This window comes from Mycobacterium sp. GA-1199, from assembly GCF_001500045.1.
Classification (GTDB): Bacteria; Actinomycetota; Actinomycetes; order Mycobacteriales; family Mycobacteriaceae; genus Mycobacterium.
This window is the reverse complement of the sequence record NZ_LQIX01000001.1, coordinates 439,698-457,863: the sequence shown is the minus strand read 5'-3', so window position 1 is coordinate 457,863 and position 18,166 is coordinate 439,698. Positions and strand designations below refer to the sequence as shown.

Genomic DNA, 18,166 nt, shown 5'->3' with positions numbered 1-18,166 from the left:
AGCGCGGCGACTACTTCAGCAGCGCGCGCGACATCACCACGCGCTGAATCTGGTTGGTGCCCTCGTAGATCTGGGTGATCTTGGCGTCGCGCATGAACCGTTCGACGGGGAAGTCGGTGGTGTAGCCGTAACCACCGAACAGTTGGACCGCGTTGGTGGTCACCTCCATCGCGACATCGGAGGCAAAGCACTTCGACGCCGAGGAGATGAACCCGAGCTCGGACTCGCCGCGTTCGGCCCGCGCGGCGGCGGAGTAGACCGTCAGCCGGGCGGCCTCGATCTTCATCGCCATGTCGGCGAGCATGAACTGCACCGCTTGGAAGTCGCCGATCGGCTTGCCGAACTGCTTGCGCTCCTTGACGTATGCGATCGAGGCGTCGAGCGCGCCCTGCGCGATGCCGACGGCCTGCGCGCCGATCGTCGGCCGGGTGTGGTCCAAGGTGGCCAGCGCGGTCTTGAACCCGGTGCCCTCGTCACCGATGATCCGGTCGGCGGGGATCCGGCAGTCCTCGAAGTACAACTCGGTGGTGGGCGAGCCCTTGATCCCCATCTTCTTCTCCTTGGCGCCGATGGAGAAGCCGGGATCGTCTTTGTGCACCACGAACGCCGAGATGCCGTTGGCCTTCTTGTCCGGATCGGTCACCGCCATCACCGTGTACCACGTCGACTGGCCGCCGTTGGAGATCCAGCACTTGGCGCCGTTGAGCACCCACTCGTCGCCCTCGCGGCGGGCCCTGGTGCGCATCGAGGCGGCGTCGCTGCCCGCCTCGCGCTCCGAAAGCGCGTACGAGGCGACGGCCTCACCGGCGGCGATCGACGGCAGCACCTGCTTTTTGAGTTCCTCGCTGCCGCGCAGCAACAGCCCCATGGTGCCGAGCTTGTTGCAGATCGGGATCAGCGACGACGACGCGCACACCCGCGCGACCTCTTCGATCACGATGCACGCCGCGATCGAGTCCCCGCCCTGACCGCCGTACTCCTCGGGGATGTGGATGGCGGCCATGCCCGAAGCGGTCAGCGCCTCGAGAGCTTCACTGGTGTAGCGCGCCTTCTCGTCGACGTCGGCCGCGTGCGGGGCGATCTCCTTCTCGCACAGGTCGCGCAGCACCGCACGCAGTTCGTTGTGCTCGTCGGAGAGCTGAAAAAGGTCGAATGACGGGTTGCCGATGGCCATGAAAACTCCTTGCTACTCGCCGGTAACCCTACTCTCGCGGGTCCCGGTCGACCTAGTCGCCGAGGAGGCGGTCGCGCAGCGCCGCATCCTTCTGCAGCACCGTGTCATGCAGGTCTGCCTGGAACTGTAGGACCCGTTTGCGTAGGGCCGCGTCCGCCGTCGCGAGGATCCGCACCGCCAGCAAGCCCGCGTTGCGGGCGCCGCCGATCGACACCGTGGCCACCGGCACCCCGGCGGGCATCTGCACGATCGACAGCAGCGAGTCCAGGCCATCGAGCTTGGCCAGCGGCACCGGAACGCCGATGACGGGCAGCGGGGTCGCCGAGGCCACCATGCCGGGTAGATGCGCCGCCCCGCCGGCCCCGGCGATGATCACTTCGATGCCGCGGTCCGCGGTGCTCTGGGCGTACTCGAGCATGCGCACCGGTGTGCGGTGCGCGGAGACGACGCCGACCTCGAAGGGCACATCGAACTCGGCCAGCGCGTGGGCGGCGTCCTCCATCACCGACCAGTCGCTGTCGCTGCCCATGATCAGGCCGACCCGCGGCGCAGGAGCACTACTCATGTGGATCCCATCCGTCCGTCCATTGCGCGTGCGACAACCAGTGTGCCGCCCTGGCCGCGCGTTCGCGCACATCGGCGACGAACGCGTCGTCGTCAAGAGAACCGGTGGCCGCGCCCAGGACGTTGACGTGACCGATCTTGCGGCCTGGGCGCTCGCCCTTGCCGTACAGATGCACCTTCGCGTCGGGCATCCTCGCGAACAGGTGGTGCAGCCGTTCGTCCATCGTCATCGTCGGTGTCTGTTGTGCGCCAAGCACATTGGCCATCACCGTGACTGGGACGATCTGCGCGGTGTCGCCGAGCGGATAGTCGAGTACCGCGCGCAGGTGCTGTTCGAACTGGCTGGTCTGCGCACCGTCCATGGTCCAGTGACCGGAGTTGTGCGGACGCATGGCGAGCTCGTTGACCAGCAGGGCGCCGTCGACGGTTTCGAACAACTCGACCGCCAGCACCCCGACGACCCCGAGTTCGGAGGCCAGCCGCAGACCCAATTGTCCTGCTGCGCAGCGCAATTCGTCATCGAGGCCCGGCGCCGGTGCGATCACCTCGACGCAGATGCCGTCGCGCTGCACGGTTTCCACCACCGGCCACGCCGCGCCCTGCCCGAATGGGGAACGCGCCACCAGGGCCGCCAGTTCGCGCCGCATCGCGACCCTCTCCTCGACCATCACATCAGCCCCGCCGTCCAGGTAACGCTGCGCGGCCTCACGCGCTTCGCCGACGTCGCCGGCCAGCGTGACCCCGCGGCCGTCGTAACCGCCGCGCACGGTCTTGACGACGACGGGACCGTCGATGCGTGCGGCGAACGCGTCGATGTCGGACAGGTCGTCGACCGCTGCGAACCGCGGTACCGGCGCGCCGAGCGCCTCCAGCCTGCGGCGCATCACCAGCTTGTCCTGGGCGTGGATCAGCGCCGACGGTGGTGGGGCCACGTTCACACCGTCGGCCAGCAGTTTTTCCAGCAGCTCGGCGGGCACGTGCTCGTGGTCGAAGGTCAGCGCGTCGGCGCCGGAGGCGACACGGCGCAGCGCGTCGAGGTCGGTGTGTGTGCCCAACACCACATCCGGGCTGACCTGCGCGGCCGGGTCGCCGGAGTCGACGGCGAGGACACGCAGCGTCTGGCCGAGCGCGATCGCGGCCTGATGGGTCATCCTGGCCAGCTGACCACCGCCGACCATGGCCACCACAGGCGGCCCTTTGGGGTTCTGTGACACGTCCTCATGGTGTCATGACCACGCGGTGGGCCTGGTTCCCGTGTATCGGCTGCGACCTGCATGAGTACACGTAGAGTGCGGTATTTCCGTACACTGCCCTGTTGTGTCCTTTACCGATGCGACGATCGCACGGCTGCCCGGTCCGGTACGGCCGTACTTCGAGCGGCATCACGAACTGATCAAGTTCGCGATCGTCGGCGCGACGACGTTCATCATCGACACGTCGGTCTTTTACACGCTCAAGCTCACCGTTCTCGAGCCCAAGCCGGTGACGGCCAAGATCATCGCCGGCATCGTCGCGGTGATCGCGTCCTACATCCTGAACCGCGAGTGGAGCTTCCGCGACCGCGGTGGACGGGAGCGTCATCACGAGGCGCTGCTGTTCTTCGGCGTCAGCGGGGTCGGTGTGCTGTTGAGCATGGCCCCGCTGTGGATCTCGAGCTATGTGTTGATGCTGCGGGTGCCCGAAGTCAGCCTGACGGTGGAGAACATCGCCGACTTCATCTCCGCCTACATCATCGGCAACCTGCTGCAGATGGCGTTCCGATTCTGGGCGTTTCGGCGCTGGGTGTTTCCCGACGAGTTCGGCCGCAATCCGGACCGGGCGATGGAGTCGCTCACCGCGGGTGGGCTCGCCGAACTCCTCGAGGACCATCACGAGGGCGTCGCCGCCGAGCACGCCGAGGGCAACGTCACCCCGCTGCGCCGCCCCGGCCGACGCGCCGGCCGCGCCGCTCAGCTGGGCGACTCCTCCGAGCCCAGGGTGTCGAAGACCTCGTGATACAGCAGCGAGTGGACCCGTTCCACTCGCGGGATGTCGTGAAACTCGAGCGGGTCCTGCGCCGCTGACTCGATGATCAACGTGCCGGTCCGCAGCATCCGGTCCAGCAATCCGTGCCGAAACTCCACGCTGTTGATTCTCGCCAGCGGGATGTCGATACCCGAGCGGGTCAGCACCCCGTGCCGGAACATCACCCGACGGTCGGTGATCACAAAGTGCGTCGTCCACCAGTTCAGGAACGGCCAGATCGTCAGCCACCCGACGACCAGCAGCCAGATCGCGCCGATCACGATCAGCACGACGTTGCGGGCTGTCTGATCCCAATCCATCGTGTTGACGTATCCGGCCCCGAACGCGGCAAGCGCCGTCACCAGCAGCAACACCAGGACCGGCCCGATCAGCCGTTTCCAATGCGGATGGCGGTGAAGCACCACCTGCTCGTCGGAGGCGAGCACGTTGTCGGGGTAACCCATGCGATGACTTTAGAGCGAAATCACTGGTCGGGCCGTAGATGGACGATGTCGCCCGCGGAGACCGTCACCGACCGCCCGTCGGCTTCGATGACCAGCCGGCCCTGCTCGTCGACGTCTCGCGCCACGCCGACGACCTCCTGATCCCCGGGCAGGAGGGCGCGGACCCGCCGCCCCAGCGTGAGGCTGCGGGCGCGGTAGTCGACGGCCAGGCCGGCGTCGGCGCCTGCGGCGCGGGTCCACGATTCGACGCGGTTGCCCAGTTCGTGCAGGAGTCGGACGAGCAGGCGTTGCCGGTCGGGTGCCGGGACGCCGAGGTCCACCAACGACGTAACCCCCTCGACGCCGACGTCCTCGCCGCTCAGCGAGACGTTGAGCCCGACGCCGATCACGACGGCCTGCTGACCGCCGGCGACCTCGGCCAGGATTCCCGCCAGCTTGCCGCCTCCGGCGAGGACGTCGTTGGGCCACTTCAGGCCCGCGGTCACACCCGTGTCGGCAACCGCGTCGACGACGGCGACCCCGGTCGCCAGCGGCAACCATCCCCACGCGGAGCTGGGCACCCCGGTCGCGTCGAGGCCCACCGACATCGTGATCTGCGCGTACGGCACCGCCGACCAGCTGCGGCCCCGGCGGCCACGGCCCGCGGTCTGGTTCTCGGCGATCAGGACGGCGCCGGCGATGTGCTCGCCGCGCCCGGCGGCCGCGATCAGGTCGGCGTTGGTCGAGCCGGTCTCGGCCACCACGTCGATACGCCGCCACACGCGCGACCCGGCGGACACCTGCTCCCGCAGCGCCTTGACATCGAGCGGAGCCCGGTGCGCGGTCATCGGAATCGAACTCCCATCTTGAGACTCGTTCGGCCCTCACTACTACCACCGACGGCTGCGCGCGCGGTGCGCAAGGCAGCTTAAGGGGACCTTAAGGACGCGCCGTCGGTCGCGCACCGGGCGTTCGTTAGCATCGACCACCATGACCTCCGTTCAGAAGCCGTCGGTCGAGCCGTCAGGCGAACACGAGATCGACATCCACACCACCGCGGGCAAGCTGGCCGATCTGCGCAGGCGCACCGAGGAGACCTTGCACCCGGTCGGCGAGGAAGCGGTCGAGAAGACACACGCCAAGGGCAAGCTCACCGCTCGCGAACGCATCCTGGCGTTGCTCGACGAGGGGTCCTTCGTCGAACTGGACGCGCTGGCCCGGCACCGCAGCACCAACTTCGGGATGGAGGCCAACCGTCCGCTCGGTGACGGCGTGGTGACCGGTTACGGCACCATCGACGGCCGCGAGGTGTGCATCTTCAGCCAGGACGCGACGGTCTTCGGCGGCAGCCTCGGCGAGGTGTACGGCGAGAAGATCGTCAAGGTCCAGGAACTGGCGATCAAGACCGGCAGGCCGTTGATCGGCATCAACGACGGTGCGGGCGCGCGCATCCAAGAGGGCGTCGTCTCACTTGGCTTGTACAGCAACATCTTCCACAACAACATCCTGGCCTCCGGCGTGATCCCGCAGATCTCGCTGATCATGGGCGCCGCGGCGGGTGGCCACGTGTACTCCCCCGCGCTGACCGACTTCGTGATCATGGTCGACCAGACCAGCCAGATGTTCATCACCGGACCCGACGTCATCAAGACCGTCACCGGTGAAGAGGTGACGATGGAGGAGCTCGGCGGCGCTCACACCCACATGGCGAAATCGGGGCTGGCGCACTATGTGGCCTCCGGCGAGCAGGACGCGTTCGACTATGTGCGCGAACTTCTTTCGTACCTGCCGAGCAACAACCACGCCGATCCGCCGCGCTACCCGGAGGCGGTGCCCGAGGGGCCGATCGAGGACAACCTCACCGACGAGGACATCGAGCTGGACACGCTGATTCCGGACTCCCCGAACCAGCCCTACGACATGCACGAGGTCATCACCCGCATCCTCGACGAGGACGAGTTCCTCGAGGTGCAGGCCGGCTACGCGCAGAACATCATCGTCGGGTTCGGCCGCATCGAGGGCCGCCCTGTCGGAATCGTGGCCAACCAGCCGACCCAGTTCGCCGGCTGCCTGGACATCAACGCCTCGGAGAAGGCCGCGCGTTTCATCCGGACGTGTGACTGCTTCAACGTCCCCATCGTGATGCTGGTCGACGTGCCGGGCTTCCTGCCGGGCACCGGCCAGGAGTACAACGGCATCATCCGGCGCGGCGCCAAGCTGCTCTACGCCTACGGCGAGGCCACCGTCGCCAAGATCACCGTGATCACCCGCAAGGCCTACGGCGGCGCCTACTGCGTCATGGGGTCCAAGGAGATGGGCGCCGACGTGAACGTCGCCTGGCCGACCGCCCAGATCGCGGTGATGGGCGCCTCGGGCGCCGTGGGCTTCGTGTACCGCTCGAAGCTCAAGGAAGCGGCCAAGAACGGCGAGGACGTCGACTCGTTGCGGCTGGAGCTGCAGCAGGAGTATGAGGACACGCTGGTCAACCCGTACATTGCGGCCGAACGCGGTTATGTCGACGCGGTCATCCCGCCCTCGCACACGCGCGGCTATGTCGCCAATGCACTGCGGCTGCTGGAGCGCAAGATCACGCAGATTCCGCCCAAGAAGCACGGGAACATTCCACTGTGAGCGGGGCGAACAATTCAGCCGGTGTGAGCCGGGCGAACAATTCAGCGACTGTGAGCGGGGCGACCGAGAGCGACGTGGAGGCCGACGTGACGGACAGCGGCGCGCAGCAGGATCACGAGGCGCACATCCAGGTCGTCAGGGGTGAGCCGAGCACCGAGGAGCTGGCCGCGCTGATGGCGGTGCTCGCCGCCGCGTCGAGCGCGCCGTCCGAGCCGCGCGAGCAGGAAGAGAACCTCTGGGGTCATCCGGTGGACCGGTTGCGGTACACGCCGTTCAGCTGGCAGCGGGTGACGCTCGTGGAACGGGCGCACATGCGCCGTCGATGACGCGCGTCGTCCTCGCCTCGGCGTCCTCCGGCCGCCGAAAAGTGCTGCGGCAGGCCGGAATCGATCCCCTGATCGTGGTGTCCGGTGTCGACGAGGACGCGGTCGTCGCCGAGCTCGACGACGTGGCGACACCGGCGCAGGTGACGGTCGCCCTTGCCACGGCCAAGGCCGACGCGGTGGTCGCCGAGCTCGATCCGACGGTCGGTGCCGACTGCGTCGTGATCGGGTGCGATTCCATGCTGTTCCGCGACGGGACGTTGGCCGGCAAGCCCGCAACGGCGGAGGCCGCGCTTGCCGGCTGGCAGCAGATGGCCGGCTCGGCCGGTCAGCTCCACACGGGGCACTGCGTGATCCGCTTGCAGCACAACAGGATTGTGTGCCGGCTCGCCGAGACCGAGAGCACCACCGTGCACTTCGCGTCGCCGTCGACGGCCGATCTGGAGGCCTACGTCGCCAGCGGGGAGCCGACGGCGGTGGCGGGAGGATTCACCCTCGACGGTCTGGGCGGCTGGTTCATCGAGGGCGTGGTTGGCGACCCGTCGTCGGTGATCGGCATCGGGCTGCCCCTGGTCCGTCGCATGTTCGAGCGCGCCGGGCTGTCGCTGGCGGACCTGTGGCGCGATAACCCGCTCACCTGATCCCACGCGGTATGCGCGCCTCGGTAGGCTCGGGTTTGTGCCTCTGCCTGCCGATCCAGACCCCGCCCTGCAGTCATACGCCCATCCCGAGCGCCTCGTCACCGCCGACTGGTTGTCGGCGAACCTGGGCCGGCCGGGACTGGCCATCGTGGAGTCCGACGAGGACGTACTGCTCTACGACACCGGCCACATACCGGGTGCGGTCAAGATCGACTGGCACACCGACCTGAACGATCCCCACGTGCGCGACTACATCACCGGCGAACAGTTCGCCGACCTGATGAACCGCAAGGGCATCGCCCGCGACGACACGGTGGTGATCTACGGCGACAAGAGCAACTGGTGGGCGGCATACGCCCTCTGGGTGTTCACGTTGTTCGGCCACCCCGACGTCCGGCTCCTCAACGGCGGTCGCGACCTGTGGATCTCCGACGGCCGCGAGACCACGCTCGACGTGCCGAACAAGACGAGCACCGGCTACCCCGTCGTCGAGCGCGACGACGCGCCGATCCGCGCGTTCAAGGAGGACGTGCTCGACGCGCTCGGGAAGGCGCCCCTGATCGACGTCCGCTCGCCCCAGGAGTACACCGGGGAACGCACCCACATGCCCGACTATCCCGAGGAGGGCGCGCTGCGGGGCGGCCACATACCCACCGCACGTTCGATTCCGTGGGCCAAGGCGGCCGACGACAGCGGCCGGTTCCGCAGCCGTGCCGAGCTCGAGGAGCTGTACGGCTTTTTGACTCCCGACGACGAGACGATCGTCTACTGCCGCATCGGTGAGCGTTCGAGCCACACCTGGTTCGTGCTGACCCATCTGCTGGGCCTGCCCGGCGTCCGCAACTACGACGGATCGTGGACCGAATGGGGCAACGCGGTCCGGGTGCCCGTCACCGCCGGGTCCGAACCAGGGGATGTGCCGGGCTCCTCATGAGTGCAATGCCGGCCGCACTGGCGGAGGTGGTGTCGGACTTCAAAGAGGTGCAGGGGCAGGACAAGCTGCAGCTGCTTCTGGAGTTCGCCAACGAGCTGCCTGCGCTGCCCGCCGACCTCGAAGAGGCCGCGATGGAACCGGTGCCCGAATGCCAGTCGCCGCTGTTCCTCCATGTCGATGCCGACAACCGCGACCATGTCCGGCTGTACTTCAGCGCGCCCGCCGAAGCGCCGACGACACGCGGATTCGCCGCGATCCTGGCCGCGGGCCTGGACGACCACTCCGCCGACGAGATCCTGGCGGTGCCCGACGACTTCTACTCCGAACTGGGGCTCGCCGCTTTGATCAGCCCGCTGCGGTTGCGCGGGATGTCGGCGATGCTGGCCCGCATCAAGAAGCGGCTGCGCTGACGCCACTTGGCCGAGCGATCGCTGGTGTAGAGAATGCGGAGCCGAAAACGTACCTGGGTGAGCGCTCACGGATCTGTGGCAGCAACTGTCGTTTATTACTCGCGGGTATAGGGACCGGCTCGCCGAGACCTCAGCAGGGCCGCATAAACTCCGTCCGTTAGATTCTTAAAGACGTTTCTTAGACATGCCACCAGGAGGCGCAGTGCCCAGTCACGCCAGCTCGAAGATCTCCAAGGTGCTGGTCGCCAACCGCGGAGAGATCGCGGTCCGGGTGATCAGGGCCGCCAAGGACGCCGGGCTGCAGAGCGTGGCGGTGTACGCCGAACCCGACGCCGACGCTCCACATGTACGGCTGGCGGACGAGGCCTTCGCATTGGGCGGGCAGACCTCGGCCGAGTCGTACCTGGTGTTCGAGAAGCTGCTCGACGCCGCCGAGAAGTCCGGAGCCAACGCGATTCACCCGGGCTACGGGTTCCTCTCCGAGAACGCCGACTTCGCGCAGGCGGTGCTCGACGCCGGCCTGATCTGGATCGGCCCCAGCCCGCAGTCGATCCGCGATCTCGGTGACAAGGTGACCGCCCGCCACATCGCCGCGCGCGCCAAGGCGCCGCTGGTGCCCGGCACCCCGGAACCGGTCAAGGACTCCGACGAGGTCGTCGCGTTCGCCGAGGAGTACGGCGTGCCGATCGCCATCAAGGCCGCGTTCGGCGGCGGTGGCCGCGGTATGAAGGTGGCCCGCACAATCGAGGAGATCCCCGAGCTCTATGAGTCGGCGGTCCGCGAGGCCGTCGCGGCGTTCGGCCGCGGTGAGTGCTTCGTCGAGCGCTATCTGGACAAACCGCGCCACGTCGAGGCGCAGGTCATCGCCGACCAGCACGGCAACGTCGTGGTGGCGGGCACCCGCGACTGCTCGCTGCAGCGCCGCTTCCAGAAGCTGGTCGAGGAGGCGCCCGCACCGTTCTTGACCGATGCTCAGCGCAAAGAGATCCACGAGTCGGCCAAGCGCATCTGCAAGGAGGCCGGTTACTACGGCGCCGGCACCGTCGAGTACCTCGTCGGCCAGGACGGGCTGATCAGCTTCCTCGAGGTCAACACCCGCCTGCAGGTCGAGCATCCGGTGACCGAGGAGACCTCGGGTATCGACCTGGTGCGCCAGCAGTTCCGGATCGCCAATGGCGAACCGCTCGACATCACCGAGGACCCGACACCTCGCGGCCACTCCATCGAGTTCCGCATCAACGGTGAGGACGCCGGTCGCGGCTTCCTGCCCGCCCCCGGCCCGGTCACCACGTTCGTGCCCCCGACCGGCCCCGGTGTGCGGCTGGATTCCGGCGTCGAGAGCGGTTCGGTCATCGGCGGCCAATTCGACTCGATGCTGGCCAAGCTGATCGTCACCGGCGCCAACCGCCAAGAGGCCCTCGAGCGGTCCCGGCGCGCACTCGCCGAATTCACCGTTGAGGGCCTGGCGACGGTCATCCCGTTCCACCGGGCGGTCGTGTCGGACCCCGCCTTCATCGGCGACGACAACGGCTTCACCGTGCACACCCGCTGGATCGAGACGGAGTGGGACAACACGATCGAGCCGTTCACCGGCAGCGATCCGATCGAAGAAGAGGACACCGTCCCGCGGCAGACCGTGGTCGTCGAGGTCGGCGGCCGCCGGCTGGAGGTGTCGCTGCCCGGCGACCTGGCGCTCGGTGGTGGCGGCGCTCCCGCGGCGGGGGGCAATGTCGTCCGGAAGAAGCCCAAGGCCCGCAAGCGGGGTGGCGGCGGCGGAGCGGCCGCCTCCGGTGACGCGGTGACCGCACCGATGCAGGGCACCGTGGTCAAGGTCGCGGTCGAGGAAGGCCAGGAGGTCTCCGCCGGTGACCTCGTCGTGGTGCTCGAGGCGATGAAGATGGAGAACCCGGTGACCGCGCACAAGGACGGCACGATCACCGGCCTGGCGGTCGAGCCCGGCGCGGCGATCACCCAGGGCACCGTCCTCGCCGAGATCAAGTGATTTCGGTGCGCAATCGATCGCGCAGCGAGCGTTAGCGCACCGAAATCGCCATGGAGCCCGTCGAGATCAACGCCGGCGCATGGTATCTGCGCGCGCCGCGCGATGACGAGTTGATCGACGACGGCCCCGCGCTCGCCGAGATGGGCGAGACCGATCCCGGCTACATCGCTCGCTGCCGCGCGCAGTGGGCCTCCGACACCGCATACACCTGGGCGGTGTGCGAACCGACGACGGGCGAGATGCTGGCCGAGATCAGGCTCGACCCGCGGGCCGCGCTACTGCGTACGCGATGCCGCGACGGGTACGCCGATGCGGCCACGATCGCTGAGCATTCCGTGCGCCGCTTCGCGACGGCGATGCTGGGTCTCACGGTCCACTGACGTCAGCTCACGTCGATGTCGCGACCCGTCGCCAGATCCGCACAATCCACCGCGACGACGTCGTCGCGGGCCGCCAGGAACGAGCGTGCGCCCTCGTCGCCATGGACTCCTTCGAGCAGCGCTGCCCAGTGCCTGCGCGCGATCACCACCGGGTGGCCCGGCGATCGCCCGTAGCAGGCACGCGCGAGACCCGACTCGGTGGTCACCGCCGCGGTGACCACCCGGCGCACCACGTCGGCTCCCACATCGGGCGTGTCGACGGTGTGCAGCACGGCGTAGTCGGCGTCGACCGCCGAGAGCCCGGCCCGCAGCGATGCCGACAAACCGTCTGCCCAGGCCTCGGCGACCACGGCGCGCGCAGGCCGCGGGACCTCGACCACCGCCGCGCCCAACACCACCACCACGTCACCACATCCACCGTCGCTCAAGGCGTCCACCGCCGCCCGGAGCCATTCACCTTGAGCGGCAAGCACTTTCGGCATTCCGTAACGGGTACCCGCACCTGCGGCCAGCAGCACACCGGCGACTTTCGGCGTCATCGCACCGGCCTGCGGTGTGGCTCGAGTTTCGACAAATTTGTCATATGTTCGGCGGTCTCGGCGGCTGTGACCAGCGGTTACGACGGTGGTCTTGATAGCGATTGTGCATGATCGTTGAGCAGCGTAGGGTTCAGTTCAGGTTGAGTTGACAGCCGAGCTGAAACGTCATCGACGTGCAAGGGTAGAGAACTCCCGCCTCTGCTGCGAAGGCTTTGAATACGCAGGGCCCCAAATTTTTGACGTGAGCCACAGTACGAATGACACATTCACTGATGGAGTCACACATGTCCAATCCTGATTTGACTGTCGCTGATGAAGCGCAATCCGACGACAGCCGCGACTGCCACACCGCGCACTTCGCCACCCGGCGGGTGCACCCCGCCACCGCGATCGTCTCCGCCCACGGTGAGATCGACGCCGCGAACTCCCAGGAGTTCGTCGACTACGCGCTGCGCCACGCCACAGAGCTCGAGCGCATCGTGGTCGACCTGTCGGGGGTCGAATTCTTCGGCACCGCAGGCTTCTCCGCGCTGCACACGCTCAACGTGCGCACCGCGGGCGAGAAGATCGAGTGGGCGCTGTTGCCGAGCGCATCGGTCAGCCGCTTGTTGCGCATCTGCGATCCGGATGCCGCACTACCCATCTGCGACAGCATCGAGACAGCGCTCGGGAATGGCAAGAACACCAGGCCGCTACTGCAACTGGTCCCGGAGTCGAGCTAGCGACTTCGCGAGCAGACGCGACACGTGCATCTGTGAGATGCCAACGCGCTCAGCGATTTGCGTCTGAGTGAGGGATTCGAAGAAGCGCAGCAACAACACGGTTCGTTCGCGCTCCGGCAGCGCGGCGAGCAAGGGCCGCAACGCTTCCCGGTTCTCGATCTGGTCGAGACCGAGGTCGACGTCGCCCAGCGTGTCGGCGATCGCGGGGGCGTCCTCGGTTCCGCTGCCACCGCTGTCGATCGACAGCGTGTTGTAGGAGCTTCCGGCCACCAGGCCCTCGACGACCTCGTCGCGGTCCATGCCCAGCTCCGCGGCGAGCTCCGATGCCGTGGGGGCGCGGCCGAGCCGCTGCGACAACTCCGCGGTGGCGGCGCCGAGTCGCAGATGCAGTTCCTTGAGTCGCCGCGGCACCTTGACCGACCAGCTGTTGTCGCGGAAGTGCCGTCGGACCTCCCCCATGATGGTGGGCACCGCGAACGAGACGAAGTCCGAGCCGGCCTCGACGTCGAAGCGGATCACCGCATTGACCAACCCGACGCGGGCCACCTGGACCAGGTCTTCGCGTGGCTCGCCGCGCCCGTCGAAGCGGCGCGCGATGTGGTCGGCCAGGGGCAGGCAGCGCTCGACGATGCGGTCACGCTGCCGCTGGAATTTCGGCGAGTCCTCCGGCACGTTCTTCAGCTCGCGGAACATGTCGGCGACATCCGCGTACTCAGAGTTCGAACGCGACGACGAACCCTGTGACGTCGACGGCGTCACTGCAGCGTCGCTCGTCTCGTCGTCATGGAGATCCCGAACACCTGGGCGTTCTCGGGTCCCTGTCCATTCTCGAAGGTCGTCACTTCGTCGGTCAGTGAACTCAGCACGTGCCAGCTGAAGCTGCCGGGCGCCAGGATGTCAGAACTCTTACACGTGGTGGACGCGTCGATGACGACGGCGTCGTCGCGCGGGGCGATGACGAGCAGGAGCACGGAGTTGGGTACCGCGGACCGGATCAGCCTCGTGCACGCCTCGTCGACCGCAAGACGCAGGTCGGCGACGGCATCGAAGTCCAGATCCTCGAAGGTCGCCACCGCGGCGACCAGGGTGCGCAGCACCGCAAGATTCTCGAGTTCGGCGGCGACCCGGAGTTCCACCGACCGCGCGCCGTGCCCGTGCCCATTGTTCTTGTTGGCCCTGGTGTTGGCAGTGTCGGCCATTTGACCTCCCGGCAATGTCGAAGCGAGATTACCCCAGGTCGGATCCCACCTAACCACGAGTACTCCGGTGACCCGCGAATGACGACGTGTGCCGCACGCCGACGCGGGTATTTACCCGGTCATGGAGAAGTTCCCACCCAGCGCGCAACGGCTCGGGCCGACGGAACAGCGAACACGACTGTGACGAGCGGCATTTTGACGGCGCGACAAAGTAAGACTTCTCCATGGTGGGGGTTCAATACCCCCAGGCGCTCGGGACCCAAACATGCGACTTCGCCGTAGCGTCGTCAGCGGACCCGGCCTGCGCCGGTTGCGCCGCGGCCGCGGATTCTCCTACCAGCATCCCGACGGCAGCCCGGTCACCGACGAGAAGACCCTGCAGCGCATCAAGGAGCTCGTCATCCCGCCGGCATGGAGGAAGGTGTGGATCTGCCCGTATCCCAACGGGCACATCCAGGCGGTCGGTACCGACGCCGCCGGCCGGCGCCAGTACCTGTACCACCAGAGGTGGCAGGAGGAGCGCAACGAGGAGAAGTTCGACCGGGTCCTGGAGATGTCGGCCGCGTTGCCCGAGATGCGCAGACGCATCGCCGCGGACATGCGTGGCCGCGGCCTGAACCGCGACCGGGTGCTGGCGCTGGCGCTGCACCTGGCCGATCTCGGCTACTTCCGCTCCGGCTCGGAGCAGTACGCCGAGGAGAACAACTCGTACGGCATCGCGACGCTGCGCTGCGAGCACGTGACACTGCAGCGCAACGCGATCGAGTTCGACTTCCCCGCCAAGAGCGGGGTGCGACGGACACTGCTGATCGACGACCCAGAAGCGGTCCGCTCGGTCCGCGCTCTGTTGCGCCGCCCCGACCGCACCGAGCGGTTGCTGGTGTGCCGCAACAGTTCGGGCTGGATCGACATCCACGCCGATGACCTGAACACGCGGTTCAAGGAGCTCGTCGGGGATCGGTACACGGTCAAGGACCTGCGCACCTGGCACGGCACGGTGCTGGCAGCGGCCGCCTTCGTCGACGCCGACCCACCGGTGAACAAGACCGTGATCAAACGGGTCGAGTCCGCGGTGATGAAGGAGGTCGCCGAGGAACTCGGCAACACACCCGCGGTGGCGCGAGGCTCCTACGTCGACCCGCGAGTCGTGGTGGGCTACGAGTCCGAGCTGACCATCGCCTCAGCCGCGCGGCGTGCCGCGAAGATGAAGACCGTCGCCGAACGCCAAGAGGTGCTCGACCGCGCCACGGCGCGCCTCATCCGTAAAGTGGCCAAAGGTCAGTAGCCCGACGGGGTTCCGTTCCCCAGATAGGCCAATCCCAGGTCGGTGAGCAGCGCCGCATCGAGCAGGTTGCGGGTGTCCACGACGACGGCTGTCGGCGCGTGCTCGGCGATCAGACCCCAGTCGAGTTCGCGGAACTCCGGCCACTCGGTGAGGACGACGATCGCGTCGGCATCTTTTGCGGCCAGATACGGATCGTCGACGGCGACGATCGACGAGGCCCGCAACCGCGACCAGTCCATCGCCGAGAGCCTCGGGTCGTATCCCGTGACCTGCGCACCGGTCCGGCCCAGGTCAGCGCAGATCGTCAGCGCCGGTGAATCGCGCAGATCACTGGTGCCCGCCTTGAACGTCAGGCCCAGGGCGGTGATGCGCGCCCGGCCGAGCGGAGTGACCATGGACCGACCCAGCGTCGACGCGATTCGCGCGGACTGCGTGGCATTTGTCACACGAGCCGATTCGATCTCCGGCAGGTCGACGCCGGCGGCTCTGCCGGTGTGCAGGATGGCCGCGGTGTCCTTCGGCAGGCACGATCCGCCCCACCCCGGCCCGGGCTGCAGGAAGTGGGGGCCGATGCGCACGTCGGCGCCCATGCATCGGGTGACGTCAATGATGTCGGCACCCATCCGCGCGCACAGCTTCGCCAGCGAGTTGGCGTAGGAGATCTTCACCGCGAGAAAGGCATTGCTCGCGTACTTCGCCAATTCGGCGCTTTCCGGGCTCATCCGGAAGGTCTGCGCGTGGTTTCCGTACACGCGCGAGACCAGGTCGGCGGCGTCGGCGTCGTCGGCGCCGATGACGATGCGGTCCGGGTTGCGGAAGTCGTAGATGGCGTGGCTCTCCCGGAGGAACTCGGGATTGGAGACCGCGCGAATGCCGGCGTGCCGCACCCGCTGTCCGATCCGCCGGGTGGTGCCGACCGGAACCGTCGACTTGAGCACCAGCACCGAACCCGGGCGCAGCACGGTGGCGAGCCGCTCGACCGCCGCGTCGACCGCCGACAGGTCTGCCGATCCGTCCGGTCCGCCGGGCGTCGGCACACAGATGAACACCACGTCGCACTCGACCAAATCGGGATAGGCGACGGTGAATTCGAGCTTTTCGGTGTCCAGGCCGTGACGAAGCAGCTCGGCCAGACCGGGCTCGTCCAGCAGGGGGACCCCGCTGCGGAGCTGTTCGATCCGGCAGACGTCGACGTCGACGCACACCGTGTCATGACCGCGTTCGGCCAGGCACACCGCTGTCGTCAGGCCGACGTAGCCCGCACCGATCACCCCGGCTCGAATGGTTTTCATGCACAGTCCTTCAAGAGGTTCTCGCTGGCATCGAGCACACGGCCGACCGTGATCAGCAGCAAGCCTTTATGCGGTCGGTCGGCGTGTGGGTCGCCCTTGTCGCCGGCCCACACCGCGATGTGCGGACCCGTTCCCCTCGGACCCCACCGGTTCGGTGGTGTCGGACCGAACAGCAGCACCGACGGAGTGCCGGTCGCGGTCGCGATGTGTCCGACGCCGGTGTCACCACAGATCAGCAAGCGGCAGTCGTGGATCAGCGCGACGAGTTCGAGCAGACCGAGAGTGCCTGCGAGCACGCTGGATCGGGGTAGTCCGGCGGCGTCGGCCACTGACCGGGCGAGGCCGACTTCACCGTCGTCGCCGGTGATGACGACGTCGTGGCCGCGGTTTCGGAGCGCGGCGGCGACCTGTGCGAAACGCTCGGGCGGCCATCGCCGCGCTGCGTATGCGGCGCCCGGATGGATCACCACCGCCGAGGTGCGGCTCGGGAAGGCGTCCGGCCGCGGGATCGCCAGACCCTGTGGGTCACAGGTGATTCCGGCCCATTCGAGTAGCGCGCACCATCGGTCGACCTCGTGCAGCTCGGCCCGCCACGGCGGACCCTCGACCTCGGGATACGCGGGATGCCGGTGGCTGATCAGGCTTCGGGGCCGCACCGCGAGCAGGTCGGCGATGCTCTCGGGACCGCTGCCGTGCAGGTTCACCGCGAGGGCGGGCGGTTCGCTTCGGGCACGGAGCCGGCCGAGACCGGGGGTCGGGTCGACGTCGTCGACCGCACCGGAGAGCATCGCCAGATCGCGGTAGCGTTCGGGCGCGGCGAGCACGATGTGGGCGTCGGGGTGCGCCCGCCGCAGCCCACGCAACGCCGGGATTCCGGTGAGCAGATCGCCGAGGCCAAGCGCGCGCAGGACAACGACGGTCTTCGGGCTCACGGCCACGAAGACTCCGTCGACGCGCAGACCACCAGTTCACGCACCTCGCAACCCGCCGGCTGGGACAGGGCGAACACGACGGTGTCGGCGACGTGTTCGGGCTGGTTGAGCTTGGCGTCCGGCGGCGGCTTGTACTGCTCGTCGCGGCTGTCGAAGAACGCCGTGTGCATACCGCCCGGGATCAGCGTCGTGACTCCCACCTCCCCCGCCAGTTCCGCGGCCAACGCACGGGAGAATCCGATGACCCCGAATTTGGAGGCGCAGTACGCGGTCGCGTCGCTGACGGCCTTGATCCCCAATGTCGATGCGCACGTGACGATCCGGCCACCCGTGCTCTTCAGGTAGGGCAACGCCGAGCGGATCACCGCCGCGGTGCCCAGCAGATTGACGTGGATGACGCGTTCCCAGTCCTTGACCGCGACATCGGCGAGCTTGCCGCACATGTCGGTGCCTCCGGCGGTGAACACGCCGTGGATCTGACCGTCGACCTGCTCGGCCAACTCGCGCACCGCGGCGTCGACCGCATCGGTGTCGGCGAGGTCGGCCCGAGCGAAGACCACTCCGGGTTTCGGGTCGTTGCGGTCGATCACCAGCGGCGTACCACCCCGGCGCGCAACCGCTTCCACGGTAGCCGCGCCGAGTCCCGACGCACCGCCGGTGATGATGATGTTGCCAAGAGCCATTGGCGTTT

At 67.8% G+C, this 18,166-nt stretch carries 21 protein-coding genes; 10 read left to right on the top strand and 11 right to left on the bottom strand.

Annotated features, from left to right (window positions below; translation table 11 throughout):
• Positions 1–10: 10 nt before the first annotated feature.
• Genes AU198_RS02210 through AU198_RS02200 form a run of 3 tightly spaced genes read right to left on the bottom strand, consistent with a single transcriptional unit; the run spans position 11 to position 2,916 of the window.
• Positions 11–1,174 carry an acyl-CoA dehydrogenase gene (locus AU198_RS02210; RefSeq protein ID WP_064345805.1) on the bottom strand — a complete coding sequence of 388 codons (1,164 nt, stop codon included), beginning with the start codon at positions 1,172–1,174 and terminating at the stop codon, positions 11–13.
• A 52-nt stretch (positions 1,175–1,226) separates the two neighbouring features.
• Positions 1,227–1,739 (bottom strand): 5-(carboxyamino)imidazole ribonucleotide mutase, encoded by a 513-nt coding sequence (gene purE, locus AU198_RS02205; RefSeq protein WP_064345804.1) that lies wholly within the window; start codon positions 1,737–1,739, stop codon positions 1,227–1,229.
• Complete coding sequence (locus AU198_RS02200; RefSeq protein WP_064346017.1) at positions 1,732–2,916, bottom strand: 5-(carboxyamino)imidazole ribonucleotide synthase; 1,185 nt, start codon at positions 2,914–2,916, stop codon at positions 1,732–1,734. Before AU198_RS02200 ends, purE begins: the two co-directional genes overlap by 8 nt.
• 139 nt (positions 2,917–3,055) lie before the next feature.
• Here AU198_RS02200 and AU198_RS02195 point away from each other — a divergent pair, with 139 nt between their 5' ends.
• Positions 3,056–3,733 (top strand): GtrA family protein, encoded by a 678-nt coding sequence (locus AU198_RS02195; RefSeq protein ID WP_064345803.1) that lies wholly within the window; start codon positions 3,056–3,058, stop codon positions 3,731–3,733.
• Here AU198_RS02195 and AU198_RS02190 read toward each other — a convergent pair.
• Together AU198_RS02190 and AU198_RS02185 are read right to left on the bottom strand one after the other, a co-directional pair.
• Positions 3,688–4,206 carry a PH domain-containing protein gene (locus AU198_RS02190; RefSeq protein WP_064345802.1) on the bottom strand — a complete coding sequence of 173 codons (519 nt, stop codon included), beginning with the start codon at positions 4,204–4,206 and terminating at the stop codon, positions 3,688–3,690. The genes AU198_RS02195 and AU198_RS02190 overlap by 46 nt on opposite strands.
• 20 nt (positions 4,207–4,226) lie before the next feature.
• Positions 4,227–5,033, bottom strand: coding sequence for a biotin--[acetyl-CoA-carboxylase] ligase (locus tag AU198_RS02185; RefSeq protein WP_064345801.1), 807 nt, complete (start codon positions 5,031–5,033; stop codon positions 4,227–4,229).
• Between the two features lie 142 nt (positions 5,034–5,175).
• Here AU198_RS02185 and AU198_RS02180 point away from each other — a divergent pair, with 142 nt between their 5' ends.
• The 7 genes from AU198_RS02180 to AU198_RS02150 all read left to right on the top strand — a co-directional run bounded on the left by AU198_RS02180 (position 5,176) and on the right by AU198_RS02150 (position 11,506).
• A complete protein-coding gene (locus AU198_RS02180; protein WP_064345800.1) occupies positions 5,176–6,816 on the top strand; it encodes an acyl-CoA carboxylase subunit beta in 1,641 nt (546 codons plus the stop codon).
• 86 nt (positions 6,817–6,902) lie between these two features.
• On the top strand, positions 6,903–7,142 hold the full coding sequence (locus AU198_RS02175; RefSeq protein ID WP_231744543.1) for an acyl-CoA carboxylase epsilon subunit: 240 nt from the start codon (positions 6,903–6,905) through the stop codon (positions 7,140–7,142).
• Complete coding sequence (locus AU198_RS02170; RefSeq protein ID WP_064345799.1) at positions 7,139–7,780, top strand: Maf family protein; 642 nt, start codon at positions 7,139–7,141, stop codon at positions 7,778–7,780. The genes AU198_RS02175 and AU198_RS02170 overlap by 4 nt, the downstream gene beginning before the upstream one ends.
• A gap of 37 nt (positions 7,781–7,817) precedes the next feature.
• A complete protein-coding gene (locus tag AU198_RS02165) occupies positions 7,818–8,714 on the top strand; it encodes a sulfurtransferase (protein ID WP_064345798.1) in 897 nt (298 codons plus the stop codon).
• Positions 8,711–9,124 carry a SufE family protein gene (locus AU198_RS02160; protein WP_064345797.1) on the top strand — a complete coding sequence of 138 codons (414 nt, stop codon included), beginning with the start codon at positions 8,711–8,713 and terminating at the stop codon, positions 9,122–9,124. Before AU198_RS02165 ends, AU198_RS02160 begins: the two co-directional genes overlap by 4 nt.
• 202 nt (positions 9,125–9,326) lie before the next feature.
• Positions 9,327–11,126, top strand: a complete 1,800-nt coding sequence (locus AU198_RS02155) for an acetyl/propionyl/methylcrotonyl-CoA carboxylase subunit alpha (protein WP_064345796.1) — start codon at positions 9,327–9,329, stop codon at positions 11,124–11,126.
• Positions 11,127–11,176: 50 nt separating this feature from the next.
• Positions 11,177–11,506 carry a hypothetical protein gene (locus AU198_RS02150; protein WP_064345795.1) on the top strand — a complete coding sequence of 110 codons (330 nt, stop codon included), beginning with the start codon at positions 11,177–11,179 and terminating at the stop codon, positions 11,504–11,506.
• A 2-nt stretch (positions 11,507–11,508) separates the two neighbouring features.
• Here the strand turns inward: AU198_RS02150 and AU198_RS02145 are convergent, their stop codons facing one another.
• Positions 11,509–12,045, bottom strand: a complete 537-nt coding sequence (locus AU198_RS02145) for a nucleotidyltransferase family protein (protein ID WP_064345794.1) — start codon at positions 12,043–12,045, stop codon at positions 11,509–11,511.
• Positions 12,046–12,329: 284 nt separating this feature from the next.
• Between AU198_RS02145 and AU198_RS02140 the strand changes: the two genes are divergently transcribed.
• Positions 12,330–12,767 carry an STAS domain-containing protein gene (locus AU198_RS02140; RefSeq protein WP_064346015.1) on the top strand — a complete coding sequence of 146 codons (438 nt, stop codon included), beginning with the start codon at positions 12,330–12,332 and terminating at the stop codon, positions 12,765–12,767.
• Here the strand turns inward: AU198_RS02140 and AU198_RS02135 are convergent.
• Positions 12,738–13,460, bottom strand: a complete 723-nt coding sequence (locus tag AU198_RS02135) for an RNA polymerase sigma factor SigF (RefSeq protein WP_369816186.1) — start codon at positions 13,458–13,460, stop codon at positions 12,738–12,740. The genes AU198_RS02140 and AU198_RS02135 overlap by 30 nt on opposite strands.
• A gap of 62 nt (positions 13,461–13,522) precedes the next feature.
• Positions 13,523–13,966: an ATP-binding protein gene (locus AU198_RS02130; protein WP_064345792.1), complete on the bottom strand. Its 444-nt coding sequence runs from the start codon at positions 13,964–13,966 to the stop codon at positions 13,523–13,525.
• A 265-nt stretch (positions 13,967–14,231) separates the two neighbouring features.
• Between AU198_RS02130 and AU198_RS02125 the strand changes: the two genes are divergently transcribed.
• The gene (locus AU198_RS02125; protein WP_064345791.1) at positions 14,232–15,251 is read left to right on the top strand and encodes a DNA topoisomerase IB; all 1,020 of its coding nucleotides are present in this window, start codon (positions 14,232–14,234) and stop codon (positions 15,249–15,251) included.
• Here the strand turns inward: AU198_RS02125 and AU198_RS02120 are convergent.
• The 3 genes from AU198_RS02120 to AU198_RS02110 are packed head-to-tail and all read right to left on the bottom strand — an operon-like array spanning position 15,245 to position 18,158.
• On the bottom strand, positions 15,245–16,543 hold the full coding sequence (locus tag AU198_RS02120) for a UDP-glucose dehydrogenase family protein (RefSeq protein ID WP_064345790.1): 1,299 nt from the start codon (positions 16,541–16,543) through the stop codon (positions 15,245–15,247). The two genes, AU198_RS02125 and AU198_RS02120, sit on opposite strands and share 7 nt — an antisense overlap.
• The gene (locus AU198_RS02115; protein ID WP_231744542.1) at positions 16,540–17,475 is read right to left on the bottom strand and encodes a glycosyltransferase family 9 protein; all 936 of its coding nucleotides are present in this window, start codon (positions 17,473–17,475) and stop codon (positions 16,540–16,542) included. The genes AU198_RS02120 and AU198_RS02115 overlap by 4 nt, the downstream gene beginning before the upstream one ends.
• Entirely contained in the window at positions 17,472–18,158 is a 687-nt protein-coding gene (locus AU198_RS02110; RefSeq protein ID WP_064345788.1) for an SDR family oxidoreductase, read from the bottom strand. The genes AU198_RS02115 and AU198_RS02110 overlap by 4 nt, the downstream gene beginning before the upstream one ends.
• Between the last annotated feature and the right edge of the window lie 8 nt (positions 18,159–18,166).